Raw genomic sequence first — 13467 nt, forward strand, 5'->3', positions numbered from 1 at the left:
TGCTCCTCCTTCTGCGCACGCCATTCCCAGGCGCACGCCATTCATCCGCACGGTTCCTAGGTCTTTTCGGATCGTTTCCTGATCTTTCCCCGACAGCATGGTGGCGGCATTTCTCCCACCCGCTCGACAAAGTTCACATGACACATCTTCGCATCACTCCGCCGATTCTGCTCTCCGCCATTGCAGCCTTCATGGTGCTCGCTGGATCCGGCTGCACAAAGCGGGAAACCCAGGTGGAGGCGGGCCTGCGCACCCACACCCTGCACAAGGCGATCAGCGCGGAACCGCGCGATCTGGATCCCCATATTCTTGTCGCCTACAATGACATGACGGTCTGCCTCGCCTTGTTCGAGGGGCTCGTCGCCGTCGACGAAACAACATCCCATCCCGTACCGGCCTGCGCGGAACGATGGCAGGCCTCGCCAGACGGCCGCACCTGGACATTTTTTCTCAACAAGGATTTGAAGTGGTCGGACGGCCACCCTTTGACCGCGGAAGACTTCGTCTACTCCTTCCGCCGCGCATTGTCCCCACGCCTCGGCTCCGAATATGCGTACGTCCTTTTTCCGATCGAGGGCGCCGAGGCTTTCAACGCCGGAAAGACCGCCGACTCCTCCGCTCTCGGCATTCGCGCGATCGACGCACACACACTCGAAATCAAACTGGCCGCACCGACACCCACGCTGCTGGCCATACTGGGGCTTCCGGTCAGTTTTCCAGTCCCGCGCCACGTCATCGATCGACTCGGCGGCAGCGACGACCGGGCGAATCGCTGGACGCGTCCGCAGAACATCGTGTCGAACGGTCCCTTTCGCGTGACCGAATGGACGCCAAACAAGCGCATTGTCACCGTGCGCAACCCGTACTTCCGCGACAACGCATCCACACAATTGTCCTCGGTGATTTTCTATCCCTACGAGAGCGCCACCGCCCAGGAGGTCGCCTTTCGCGCCGGACAGGTGCACCTGACCAGCGAGATTCCGATCTCGAAGATCGCCTCCTACAAGTCCGGCCCGGACGCCTCAGCCCTCCGCCTCGACCCATTCCTTGAAACGGGATTCTTCAGGTTCAACGTCGATCGCGGTCCCCTCAAGGACCAGCGCGTTCGATCCGCACTCGCCCGCGCGCTCGATCGCAATGCTTTGGTTGAACGTGTCGCTCTTGCCGGCCAGCAACCCGCGCACAGCCTGGTCCCGCCCGACACCGCGGGATACACGTCCACGGCGGGGATTCCCGACGATTTCGACGGCGCGCGCAGGCTTCTTGCGGAGGCGGGATATCCCGGTGGAAAGAACTTTCCGGCGCTCGAGATCATGTCGTTCACCAATGAACTCAACCAGCGGCTGATGGAGGCGATCCAGCAGATGTGGAAGCGCGAGCTCGGCATAGGCGTCACACTCGTTCTGAAGGAGCAGCGCGTGTGGCTCGACGACGAACGCGAGAGAAACTATGCGATCTCCTGCGCGCGATGGATCGGCGACTACGTCGATCCCAGCACGTTTCTGGACATGTTCATTTCCAACAGCGGCAACAACGCCACCGGATGGAGCAGCCCGGACTACGACCGCCTCGTGCGCGGTGCCGCCTCCGAAACCGATGCCGCGCGCCGTTATGCGATGCTCCAGGAAGCCGAGGCCATCCTGCTCCGGGAGGCCCCGATCGCACCGCTCTATCACGGAACCCGGCCCTACCTCATCCATCCAGCGGTGAAGGGCTGGGAGCCGGCGCTCCTCGGGTTTCACCGCTACCAGCGCGTCTCGCTCCAGCCATAAACAGCCACACCACACTTGCCGTCAGTTTCTCCCCCCCGGTAGTCTTGCCCCATGCTTCATCGCACGCTCTCGCTGGGTCTGGCGCTGTGCTGCCTGGGTGTCCCCCTGACTGCGCGGGCTGTCGAAATCGTCCGCGTGTGGCCGGGCTTCCGTCCTGCGGAATCCTTTGAGACCATCGGCGAATTCTTCGGACGCGGGGAGTACACCGGAGGCCGCATCGTTCTTCGAACGCAGCCGGAGCATCGGAGCGGCTACTACTTCCTCACTCGAATCCGCGAGGCGGATGCCATCACTGGCGCGATCATGCGCGTTCAGCTCATTTTTCCGGAAAGCCCCGTCGCGAAATCATACGCACGTTCCGTTGACATCCCGCCAGGCCGTTCAGTTCTCAATTTCGGAATCACCGGCACCGACTGGCCCGGCGACAAGGTCAAGCCCGTGGCCTGGCGCGTGACGCTGCAGCGATCGGATGGCACCGAGATCGTGTCGGAGCAGAGCTTCCTCTGGGCGCAACCCTGAGCGGCGGATTCCACTGTCGTCGCCCGCAACCCGCCCCACTCCATGCCCGACCTCTTCGACACCTACGAGCTCGGCCGCTTCTATGACGAAATGTTTGTAAGCCCGGGCAATCCGAGGGTCCACTACCAGCGCCTGTTCGACCGTTTTGCCCGGCTCGACGGCATGAGCAGCCTGCTCGAGCGCCAGCGCACGGCCACGCAGACATTCATCAATCGCGGAGTCACATTCACGGTCTATTCCAACACGGAGGGCACCGAGAAGATTTTCCCGTTCGACCTGATACCACGCATCGTGCCCGCCCCCGAGTGGGCAAAGCTGGAGGCGGGGCTCACGCAGCGCATGCAGGCGCTGAACCTCTTTCTGAACGACATCTACGGCGGGCAGCGCATCCTCAGGGAAGGCGTGATCCCTCCTGAGATGGTGGAAACGTCAAAGCACTTTCGCCGTGAAATGGTCGGGCTTCCTGTGCCCCGCGGACTTCACGTTCACATCAACGGGACGGATCTCATCCGCGACGAGAACGGCGAATACCGGGTGCTGGAGGACAACCTGCGCACGCCCTCGGGCGTGAGTTATGTCCTGGAGAATCGTCAGGTGATGAAGCGGGTGTTTCCCAACCTGATCCGCGATTATCGCGTGCGTCCGGTGGAAACCTACGCGAGCGATCTCCTTGCCCTGCTCACACACCTCGCTCCCACGCATGTCCCGGAGCCCACCGTGGTGCTGCTGACTCCCGGCGTCTACAACTCAGCCTATTTCGAGCACGCGTTCCTCGCGCGCCAAATGGGCATTGAAATCGTCGAGGGCAGCGACCTCGTGGTTGAAAACGACCGTGTCTACATGCGCCGTTGCAGCGGGCTGTCACCGGTTCACGTGATCTATCGGCGCCTCGACGACGATTTTCTCGATCCGACGGTCTTTCGGAGGGACTCGCTGCTCGGGGTGCCCGGACTCGTGAACGCCTGCCGCAAGGGCAATGTCGCGCTCTGCAACCCGATCGGCACCGGCGTGGCCGACGACAAGGCCATGTACCACTACGTGCCTCGCATGATCCGGTTCTACCTCGGCCAGGAGCCGATTCTCCACAATGTGGAGACGTTCCTTTCATCCGACAGCAGGGACCTCACCTACATTCTGGAGAACCTCCCCAGGCTTGTGGTGAAAAGCGTGAACGAGGCGGGAGGCTATGGCATGCTGGTCGGCCCCCACAGCACGCAGTCCCAGATCGAGGAATTCCGGGCGAAGATCGTTGCCAATCCGCGCAACTTCATCGCCCAGCCCACCATTGGATTGTCGCGCTGTCCAAGTGTCTGCGACACCTCAATCGAGGGACGTCACATCGATCTCCGACCGTATATTCTCAATGGCGACACCATCAGGATCATGCCAGGGGGACTCACACGCGTCGCCCTGCGCAAGGGTTCACTCGTCGTGAATTCCTCCCAGGGCGGCGGATCGAAGGACACCTGGGTGCTCGCCACGGACGACGAGGCGCATGCGCCGCACGCCGGCGCTCCGGAAAAAATGATCGTGTAGTCAGCCGCCCATCACACCGCCCCATGCTATCCCGAGTCGCCAATCTGATCTACTGGATGGCCCGCCAGCTCGAGCGGGCCGAAAACACCGCGCGCATCGTCGACGTCAATTCCCAGCTCGTCATCGACCTTCAATCGCGGCAGGCGGCGGACGATCCGAAATCCTGGGAGCCGCTGGTTTACGTCTCCGGAAACGAGGAGACGTTCTTCGAACTCTATGGCAAACGCGCGTCCGAGCGCAGCGTCGTCGAGTTCATGCTGTTCGACCGGCGCAATCCGTCCTCGATTCTGTCATGCGTCAGCCACGCACGGGAGAACGCCCGCTGCGTGCGGGACCTCCTGGCCGCCGAAGTATGGGAGACGCTCAACACCTTTTATCTGAAGCTGAAGGACGACGATTTCGCGCGCTACGCCCAGCTCGGTTCGGCCGAATACCTAAACCGCGTGAAGGGGCGCATCCATCTCTTCAACGGTGTCGCCGATTCCATGCTGCCTCGAAGCAACGCATGGTGGTTCCTTCAGCTCGGACGTCACCTTGAACGGGCGGACAATACGTCGCGCATTCTCGACGTGAAATACTTCATGCTCCTGCCGGAGGTCTCCGCCGTCGGCACCGCCCTCGACATGGTCCAGTGGGGATCCGTGCTGCGCTCATGCTCCGCCTTCGAGGCTTTTCGTCGCAGCCGCCGCGGGCAGCTGAGCCTTGAACGGGTCGTCGACTACCTGTTGCGGGACGAGCTGTTTCCCCGCAGCACTCTCTATTCCGCGCTGGCGGCGAGTCACGCGCTGTCGCAAATCGTGGAGGGCGCACCTCACCTGCAGGGCAACCGCGCGGAGATCTTGATCGCGGCCTTGATCAATGAACTCAGGCGGACCGACACCCAGCAGATCATCACTGGCGGACTGCATGAGTTTCTGGATACCATCCAGGTCCGACTCAACGAGGTGCATGAGGCGATACAGCGGACTTTCATCGACTATCCCATCGATCGCGCGGAAGTGGTTGCCTGACCGATGCCACCACCCTCTTGTTCCGGCCCTTGGTCAGACTGGTTCGATCTTCCCGGATCGCTGCAATTGGATGCTCACACCCTCGCCGAGATGCTCGATGGCGGCCAGGCCTTCCGCTGGTTTCCCGGCAGGGAGACGGGCCAGTGGATCGGTCAATGGGAGAACCACCTGGTCACGCTTCGCACCGCCTCAACGGGATCCCTGCAATGGCGCACGCCGCTGGTGTGCGGAACACCGCTGTGCACCCGGAGGCGGGTCGAATCCTATCTCGGCCTTGATCGCGACTGGGATGCCCTCGTGGATGCGCTGCCATGGCGGAGTGACCCACACCTTGACCGCTGCCTGCGCGCATTTCCACGGTTGCGGATCCTTCGCCAGCCGCTCGGTGAAACGCTGCTGGGCTTTCTCTGCAGCGCCACCAAACAGATTGTCCAGATCAAGCAGATGATGGCGCTGCTCGCCCAGAGGCACGGCGCCGAAATTATTCCTGGAATTTTCCGCCTGCCCTCCTGGCAGGAGCTGGCTGAAGTGCCGGAGGAGGATCTGCGCTCCTGCCTGCTCGGCTTCCGGGCGCGACATATTCATCGGACTGCGACGTTCCTCGCGCAGAACCCCGGATGGCTTGAGACGACGGAAAAAGCGGAATACCCGGTCGCCAGAGAACGCCTTTGCCAGCTTCCCGGCGTTGGCGAAAAGGTCGCGGACTGCGTGCTGCTGTTCGGGGCGGGCCGCCTCGAGGCGTTTCCCGTCGACGTCTGGATCCTGCGCACGCTCGAACGACGCTACGGACTCAAGGGGTGGAAGCCGGCGCAGGCCGCTCAGTTTGGGCGCATCCATTTTGGCAAATACGCAGGTGTCGCCCAGCAGTACCTGTTCGCCTGGGAGCGCCGGCAGAAAGGCTCGAAGGCGGTATTGTAGCATTTGCCCGGATACACGATCGCCGGACGTGCCGTAAAAAGAAGGCAGCGAGGATCATCTCCTCGCTGCCGGAATGTTTTTTGCGGAGCACCCTTTGTCAGATGCCCGATGTAAAACGGTCTACTTCCAGTTCAACACCAGACGCGTGAAGTAGCTGGTATCCAGCTTCTCCAGTCCGCGGGGAGGCTGGCTCGTGTAGTCGTTCAGTATGCCGAGGCGAAGCTTCCAGGCGGGATTGGCAAGCGGCAGCTCAAGGTAGCTCTCGTGGATAAGGCGGTAGTTTCCAAAATCCTTGAAGCTCGGAACGTAAGAAACCCGGTTCACCAGGAGCGAATTGTCCATCTGGAGGCGATGATTGAGGCCGAAGTCAAGGCCGGCGTCCTTGACGTCCTCCGTCAGCTGATCGCCGTAACCTTCATACCGGAACGACACACCCGCGCGACCCGTCAGCGTCTGCTTCGCCTCCTTGATGAAATCGTAGCCAAGACCCGCTGCGGCAACATTGTACAAGTCAATGTCCTTGATGCGGTCGAAACCGCCTTCGTCGCGAACATACCATGACTTGCGACCTGAGAAGTTGTTCTGGTAGTCAACGCCTGCCTTGAACTGATCCGAGGACTTCGTGCCATCGCTTATCTGACGGTCGTAGGCGGAATAGAATTGGAGCGTGTCCTGCGCTCCGGCAAGAATCGCGCGAAAGCTGAAGGCCGTTCCAGTCTGCTCCTTGTTGCCGGTCTTGCCCGTGATGTCAGCGGCTGCCTCATAGCTCCAGGCACGCTGCAGCGCGACAATCGCCGGATCGGTGGCGCCCGGTGCCCAGGTTGCGGCGACCTTGTCGACCGTCGTGTTGATTGTTCCGTCCTTGCCGGAAATCTGCACACCACCGTCAGCGGTTGGCGTCAGCTTGCCTTCCAGCACCGTGCCTGCGGTTAGGCGAACATTCAACGGCTCATCCGTCGAAACGGAGGCAACCTGCGCCTGCTTGACCTTGACCGTGCCCGCGTAGGCCGTGTCCAGTGTGATTTCCGTGCCATCGATCTTGACGACCTTGCCAAGAAGGCGCGCGCCGCTTTTCGTTTCCACAACATCGGCATGCAATGCCGGTGCGAACAGCGCAGCGACGCCGAAACCCACGCTGAGTGCGTATGATAAACAAGTTAGCTTGGTTCTATTCATGGAGAAAGTAGACGTTGAAGTGGCAAACTATTGCAGTCAAATACCGTTTGGATTGCCGCGGATTTTGCCAAAGAGTAGGAGCCGGTCGATGGTGACTGACCTGCGAGCTCGACAAGGGTTTCCCGCATTCGTTGCGTCTTTGCTGTCAAAATTATCAAGTGAAACTATCGGCGACCTCGGAAGCCTCCCTCGAATCAATGTCCATAGACTTCCGCAACATCTTGAATATGGGCGACCTGTAGGATGCGTTTAACATCAGCCACGGGAGCCCTGGCATCATGCGAAATTCAGCCACCTACTCACCTCTATTAATCGCCAATCGCTGGAAGGACTACGCCGTTCTGGATGCCGGTTACGGGATGAAGCAGGAGAAGTGGGGGAATTACACGCTCGTCCGTCCCGATCCGCAGGTGATCTGGCCGCAGCACGGACAATCCAGGGAGGCAAAATGGGAGCAATGGGACGGCTTTTATCATCGCAGCGACAAGGGGGGTGGGCGCTGGGAGTTTCGTCGTCAGCTTCCCGAAGATTGGACGATCGAATACGACCCGCTGGGCCTCAAATTCAGGATCCATCCCACATCCTTCAAACACACCGGCCTCTTCCCCGAACAGGCGGTGAACTGGGATTGGTTCTCATCGCGGATCAAGGCGGCCAGGGCCGCCGGGCGCGAGGTGTCCGTCCTCAACCTTTTTGGCTACACGGGTGCAGCCACGGCCGCCGCTGCCGCCGCAGGAGCAAGCGTCTGCCACGTGGATGCCGCGGATGGCATGGTGAAGTGGGCCCGCGAAAACGCCACCCTCAGCGGCCTCGCAAACGCACCCATCCGCTACATTGTTGACGATTGCCTCAAGTTCGTCCGTCGCGAACAGAAGCGCGGCAGGCTTTACGATGCCATCATCATGGATCCCCCAACGTACGGTCGTGGAGCCGGCGGCGAAATGTGGCGGCTCGAGGACAGCCTCTGGGAATTGCTGAGCGAATGCCGCGCCGTTTTGCAGCCAAAACCGCTGTTCTTGCTGATCAACGCGTACACCGCCCGCCTGTCTCCAACCGTGGTCCTCAATCTCCTCGCCGAACTCATGCAGGGCCGCGGTGGATCGCTCACAGGGGGCGAAGTGGGACTGCCCATACAAAAGGACGGCAAGGTGCTGCCCTGCGGAATTTATGGACGCTGGGAGGCAGACGCATAGAATCTCCGCGCCGCTTGCCTCGATATCATGTCCTACTCCGAACGCTATTTCAACGAGGTGATGCAACGCCTCGACGTCGCCAGGAAATCCAATGCAGCGGCCATCAGGCAAATCGCGCCAGCGATCGGCCAATCAATCGCGGCCGGCGGCGTGCTTCATGTCTTCGGAAGCGGACACAGCGAAGTCATCGCCCGTGAAATCATCGGACGCGCCGGAGGGCTGGCCTGCGTCAGCGGCATTCTCGATCCCACCGGCGGCTTCATCGAAAACCTGGTGGGCTATGGATCGTCGCTGATCGCACGCCACGACCGCCAGTACCAGCTGCTGCCGGGCGAAACGATCATTGTCATTTCCAACTCGGGAAAAAACGTGTCGCCGATCGAGGTCGCCCTCTACGCGAAGGAAAAGAAACTCAATGTCGTGGGCCTGCTCTCGCTTGCCATGTCCCGGGCCGCAGCCACCGTTCATCCGGGAGGACGGCGCCTGCACGAGATCGCAGACCACATTCTTGACAATGGCGGAGTGCCGGGAGACACGCTCATTGACGTTCGTCCGCGGCAATTCACCGGAACTGCATCGGATTCGGTGTCCAGCCCGGAGCCGCTTCTGTCAGGTCCCACGTCCACCGTGATCGGCGCCATGCTGCTCAATCTCCTCATGCTCGAAGTCATAGAGTGGTTGCAGAAGAACGGCCACACGCCTCCTCTGCTGCGGAGCCAGAATCTGCCGGGCGCGATCGAATACAACCGCACGGTCGGCAAGCCCTACCAGCACCGCCTCAGCCGTCAGCTCGCCTGATTCCGCGCGGCTACTCCTCAGCCACGAGCGTGACCAGGACAAATCCGGGTCGGAGTCCAAGGTACCCCTGGCGGTATTTTCCCTTCAAGCGGTGCCTCACTTCCTCGGCATAGTCCGCCGAGACAAAAATCAAGGACCCGTCGCAATTCTCCGGAATTGTCGTCCAATACCCAACCTCGGGGCGCCGGCGGAGGTACCAGGGAAGCGGCCAGTATTCCTCGCTGATGACCTTGACCGCTCCCGGCGGCGCGCGCTCCGCAAGCGCCGGCACCTTCTTCACGTCGGGTCCGCTGTGAACATAGGCGAGCGGATTGCGCTCGTCCGCCGGATATCGGAAAACGGCTCGAAACGTCTGCCGCCCCAGCAGTCCAAGACACACGAGAAAAACCAGTGCTCCCGGCACCCGAGCAGGCCGCCACGCCATGACGCCGGCCAGCAGCCAGGCCGCAAGCATCGCCATCGGCGGAATGAAGTGAATGACAATCCACGGCGTCTTGTACGGTGTCACCGAAAGTATCGCCGCAATGATCACCAGGTAAACGGCTGCTCCGCGCGCGAAGCGGTTCGCAGAGAAGAGCGCCGCCACGCCACCGGTCACCGCAAGTCCAAGGAAAAGCGTTTGATCCCAAACCTGGCCACCGCGCCGCTGCCACCAAAAAAGGTCAGCATAGTACCACCACGGCTTGTCATGTCCCGCGCGCTCCGAGGCAACGCGCGTCATCATTTCCGAATAGGTCGCAAGAGCATCCTTCAGCCCCGCGGCATGCGTGAAGAAGGAGGAATAGAAACACACGAACACCACTGCAAACGCCCCGGCTCCCCAAGCCAGCAGCGCCGCCGAGCGTGGCCCTGGCCTGCCTTCATCATCCGATCCACCCGCACCGCGTTTCCGCACCAAAAGCCAGGCCACGACCGCGGCAAACACGAAGAAAGGCGCACTCGCCTTGGTCGCCTGCATGAGACCGAGAAACGCCCCGGTGGCCACCGCCCATCCCGCCGCGCGCACGCGCACTGTCCGGCAGGCGCAGATCCACGCCGCGAGACTGAACGTGACGAGCAGCGTTTCCTGAATGAAATACCGGCTGTAATACACCGACGCCGGAGCCATGGCCACCATGGCCGCCGCCATCACCGCCGCCCATTTCCCCAGAGGCGACGCAACCGCAGCCAGCAGCATCACCCCGGCAATTCCAAACAGCGCCGGAGTGACACGGACCGTCGTCTCGGTCAAAGCCGCCAGCGTCGTTTCTCCAGTCACCCAGGCCGGAATCAGCGCCGCATAGTACAGCGTGGGGCCATGATGATCGTGTGGATCGAAACGATACTCCCCCGTCTCAAGCAGCCGCCCCAGCTTCACGGCCTGGTTCGCCTCATCGGCATGCATCGGCCGCGCATCGAGGTCGACGAGCCGCAGCCATGCCGCAATCACAACGACCGCAGCCATCGCGACCCATGCCATGCACGATCGTGTCGAAAAGGCCCCGGCGCTCATCTTGCAGTGAGCAGGATCCGCAATGAAAAACGCGTCGAGCGCAAATGTGCCCGACGCGTCGGTGCGTCCCTCCAGTCGTTTCCGGAGGAGCCGGCTATTTCAGAGGCAGATTCCTCAGGTATTCGATGCTCTTCGGCACATTGCTGAGCGGCGCCAGCGTCTCGTCCTCAATGAAGAAATGCTTGATGCCGAGATTGACCGCCACACCAAGAAGCTTTGGCCAGTCAATTTCCCCCTGGCCCACCGCCACATTGTCGGTCGGCGGCGCCTTGCCGAGTATCTTGCCGCGCTGCGCTCCCCTGCGCATGTCCTTGACGTGCAGCGCCACCCAGCGGGTCGGATATTTCTTCAGCAGGCTGACGGGATCCACACCGGAATGATAGACCCAGAAGACATCCATCTCGAAAAACACGAGCTTCGGATCAGTCGCGTTGATGAGCACGTCAAACACCCAGTCAGCCCCCGGCGTCTCTGATTTGCGGAACTCAAACCCATGCGGATGATAGCCGAACTTGAGCCCCGCTTTCTTGAACGCCGCGCCCCAGGCATTGAACTTCTCCGCGGCTAGGCGGGCAGCCGCATCATCAAAATCGTCCTTATGCGGAATCGACGGCACAATCCCGTAGGTCACGCCCAGCTCTTTCAGATCGCGAATCGTGCCATCGAGGTCCTTCTCAAGCAGCGGCATACCCACATGAGCAGCCACGGGCTTGAGTCCGCGTTCATCGAGCAGTTTCTTGTAATCCGCGGCGGAAAGGCCGACTGTACCCGCCAGTTCCACCTCCTTCAGTCCCCACGACTTCACCAGATCGAGCGGCGGTATCGCGCCCTCCTTTGCTGTCATGGCACGCAGGCTGTAGAGCTGAATTCCGACATTGTCCCTGACCACCTTCGCCGTGTTGGCGGAAAAGGCGGCCGATGTTAAAATGACAGAGGACACAAGAGTGGAGGTCAGGATTCGGAGTAACATGGTAAGGCGACTATCCTGCGACCAGCCGCGGCGGGCAAGCCCCGAGTCGCGCCAGGATTGCAAGCCCGGCGCTTGCGTCCGCTCCCAAGGCGTTCACGGCTTGCCTCGCCTCCGCAGGGCGTGCATGCCGTTTGAATGGCAAGTTCCCTTCCCACACAGCTCGCAAACGTCACCGCCCACACCAAGGCCAACATCTATTTCGACGGCAGGGTCGTCAGCCACACCCTCATCCTTGCCGACGGAGCAAAGAAGACGTTGGGGCTCATTTATCCCGGTTCCTATCACTTCGGAACCGGCGCTCCGGAGCGCATGGAGATTGTCGCCGGCAAATGCCGCGTGACCCTCGATGGACAGAAGGCCGAAACAGAGCATGCCGCGGGTGCCACCTTCCTGGTTCCTGGAAAGAGCGGATTCGCCATAAGCGTGGACAGCGGCATCTGCGAATACATCTGCTCGTTCCTCTGATTTTCCGTCGACAGCGGAACTGCTATTACAGGCAGAATCAGCCGCGAAACCAAGGCCGGCTCAGGCGATCGCATGGCCGGAAAGGCAATTTCCCTCACCTGACAATCACGATCCTTCCAGCAGACTTCGATTGGCGCCACTGATCATGCCATCATGAGTGGGCAGCGTATTTCGAGAGAAGCGCAGCCAGCCTGCGCCGCAGTTCCGCAGCATCATAGTCCGGCTGGGCTGTCACCGTGAGGAACGCCAGTCCATTTCTGGCAAAGGCGTTCTCGACAAAGTAGCCCTGCTTTGCCGGTCCCTCCCCGCGTCGGGAATCCTCCCGAAACGCGATTCCGGCCAGTGGGGAGAAGTTCTCCGCCCGCACAAGGAGGAAATCCACACTCTGAGCGCGCAGTCGATCCGCCGATTCCCGCCGTCGCGTGGCATCCAGCCCCCGCCGAGGAGCGAAGATGTCCGCAAGCCTGACCTTCACCAGCACACCCACACCTGCAGGAAGCTGCGCTGCAAGGATTCCAAGGAAATGCCGCTCCGCGGGCGACAGCACCGAACCAAACAGTTCGCAGTCGGCCGAGGATCCCTTCTCTCCCGAATCCGGGGTCGAACGCACCTTCATCAGTGCGAGAAAAAAAGTGGCGGCACCCACTGCGACAATGATGAGAATGAGAACCTTCATGCGAGGGGGTCCCATTGAGCAGATCCAGCCGGCAAATATCGAGCCTGCGGAAAGTCCGATGAGGACTCCGCACTTGTTCAATCTGCAGGTCCCAAATCACTTCGCGCAGCACTTCGCCACGCTTCCGGCCCGCAAATCTGCGCCTACCAGCGGACTGTCACTCAGGAGCCTGCCTCGCTCACCAGCAGGGTCGCATCCTTGCTCATTTCGCCAACCATCGACCGTCGTGTAGCCAACTGGCGCTTGCGCGATTCAATTTGCGCCTTCAGCACATCGAAACTGGGTCGCGCGGTGCGTCCATCGGGAAGGATTCGAACAACACCCAGTTCCAGCGCGCGACGAAAGAGCATGTCCCTCGTCTGCACTCCCAGTTTTCGCATCAAGCGCTTGCGGTGCGAGTGCACACTCGAAGGTTCGATGCCCAGCCGCTCGCTCGCGATCTTGTCGTCACACCCATCTCCAATAACCGACAGGACCATGCGCTCCGTATCGGTCATCTGCGAGTAAAGGAGGTGGAGCGCTCCATCGCTGCTCAGGAGCAGTTCGTGAAACGTCGGACTCAGGTAGCGGCGACCCTGCGCCATGTGGGCGATCGCCAGGGCAAACCGTTCAGGTGCATCATGAACCGTGTCGAAAACCGAGATTCTTCGGAATTCACGGAGGAGCGCGAGCATCTGCGCGTCCTTTCGCAATGTGACCAGCAACAACCCACGCACCGCCGACGACTGGGCCATCGTGTAGATCAACGGCAAACCATCACCGTCATCGAAACTGAGCCCGGCAATCACAAGATCATAGGCATGTCGCGTCAGGCAATCGCGCGCCGCCCCTGAGGAAAAAACCGTCTCCGTCCGCGCACCCGGATAGAACTCGAGCACCGCATCCGCAAGAAACCGCGCGTAGAGGCAATCCCACTTGATGATCAATACGCGTTCCATGCGC

The 13467-nt window shown here is 61.0% G+C and carries 13 protein-coding genes; 8 read left to right on the plus strand and 5 right to left on the minus strand.

Going from position 1 to position 13467, the window contains the following annotated elements; genetic code table 11:
* The first annotated feature begins 137 nt into the window (after positions 1 to 137).
* From HS122_05655 to HS122_05675, 5 genes are all read left to right on the plus strand, one after another.
* On the plus strand, positions 138 to 1772 hold the full coding sequence (locus HS122_05655; GenBank protein MBE7537880.1) for a peptide ABC transporter substrate-binding protein: 1635 nt from the start codon (positions 138 to 140) through the stop codon (positions 1770 to 1772).
* Positions 1773 to 1823: 51 nt separating this feature from the next.
* Complete coding sequence (locus HS122_05660; protein ID MBE7537881.1) at positions 1824 to 2291, plus strand: hypothetical protein; 468 nt, start codon at positions 1824 to 1826, stop codon at positions 2289 to 2291.
* 42 nt (positions 2292 to 2333) lie between these two features.
* A complete protein-coding gene (locus HS122_05665; GenBank protein MBE7537882.1) occupies positions 2334 to 3827 on the plus strand; it encodes a circularly permuted type 2 ATP-grasp protein in 1494 nt (497 codons plus the stop codon).
* A gap of 23 nt (positions 3828 to 3850) precedes the next feature.
* Positions 3851 to 4837, plus strand: a complete 987-nt coding sequence (locus HS122_05670) for an alpha-E domain-containing protein (protein MBE7537883.1) — start codon at positions 3851 to 3853, stop codon at positions 4835 to 4837.
* A gap of 90 nt (positions 4838 to 4927) precedes the next feature.
* A complete protein-coding gene (locus HS122_05675) occupies positions 4928 to 5755 on the plus strand; it encodes a DNA-binding protein (protein MBE7537884.1) in 828 nt (275 codons plus the stop codon).
* Between the two features lie 120 nt (positions 5756 to 5875).
* On the opposite strand, the gene HS122_05680 is transcribed toward HS122_05675, so the two are convergent.
* Entirely contained in the window at positions 5876 to 6931 is a 1056-nt protein-coding gene (locus tag HS122_05680; GenBank protein ID MBE7537885.1) for a DUF481 domain-containing protein, read from the minus strand.
* A gap of 278 nt (positions 6932 to 7209) precedes the next feature.
* Here HS122_05680 and HS122_05685 point away from each other — a divergent pair, with 278 nt between their 5' ends.
* Positions 7210 to 8124, plus strand: a complete 915-nt coding sequence (locus HS122_05685) for a class I SAM-dependent methyltransferase (GenBank protein ID MBE7537886.1) — start codon at positions 7210 to 7212, stop codon at positions 8122 to 8124.
* 27 nt (positions 8125 to 8151) lie between these two features.
* On the plus strand, positions 8152 to 8922 hold the full coding sequence (locus HS122_05690) for a sugar isomerase domain-containing protein (GenBank protein MBE7537887.1): 771 nt from the start codon (positions 8152 to 8154) through the stop codon (positions 8920 to 8922).
* Between the two features lie 10 nt (positions 8923 to 8932).
* Here the strand turns inward: HS122_05690 and HS122_05695 are convergent, their stop codons facing one another.
* Together HS122_05695 and HS122_05700 are read right to left on the minus strand one after the other, a co-directional pair.
* Positions 8933 to 10381: a TIGR03663 family protein gene (locus tag HS122_05695; GenBank protein MBE7537888.1), complete on the minus strand. Its 1449-nt coding sequence runs from the start codon at positions 10379 to 10381 to the stop codon at positions 8933 to 8935.
* A 127-nt stretch (positions 10382 to 10508) separates the two neighbouring features.
* Positions 10509 to 11384 carry a sugar phosphate isomerase/epimerase gene (locus tag HS122_05700; GenBank protein ID MBE7537889.1) on the minus strand — a complete coding sequence of 292 codons (876 nt, stop codon included), beginning with the start codon at positions 11382 to 11384 and terminating at the stop codon, positions 10509 to 10511.
* Positions 11385 to 11519: 135 nt separating this feature from the next.
* Here HS122_05700 and HS122_05705 point away from each other — a divergent pair, with 135 nt between their 5' ends.
* On the plus strand, positions 11520 to 11849 hold the full coding sequence (locus HS122_05705) for a pyrimidine/purine nucleoside phosphorylase (protein ID MBE7537890.1): 330 nt from the start codon (positions 11520 to 11522) through the stop codon (positions 11847 to 11849).
* A 151-nt stretch (positions 11850 to 12000) separates the two neighbouring features.
* Here HS122_05705 and HS122_05710 read toward each other — a convergent pair whose 3' ends face one another.
* Both HS122_05710 and HS122_05715 read right to left on the minus strand, forming a co-directional pair.
* On the minus strand, positions 12001 to 12525 hold the full coding sequence (locus HS122_05710) for a DUF2726 domain-containing protein (protein ID MBE7537891.1): 525 nt from the start codon (positions 12523 to 12525) through the stop codon (positions 12001 to 12003).
* A gap of 161 nt (positions 12526 to 12686) precedes the next feature.
* The gene (locus tag HS122_05715; GenBank protein ID MBE7537892.1) at positions 12687 to 13463 is read right to left on the minus strand and encodes a response regulator transcription factor; all 777 of its coding nucleotides are present in this window, start codon (positions 13461 to 13463) and stop codon (positions 12687 to 12689) included.
* Positions 13464 to 13467: the final 4 nt, after the last annotated feature.

The sequence above is a fragment of the Opitutaceae bacterium genome (assembly GCA_015075305.1).
Lineage (GTDB): Bacteria > Verrucomicrobiota > Verrucomicrobiia > Opitutales > Opitutaceae > UBA6669.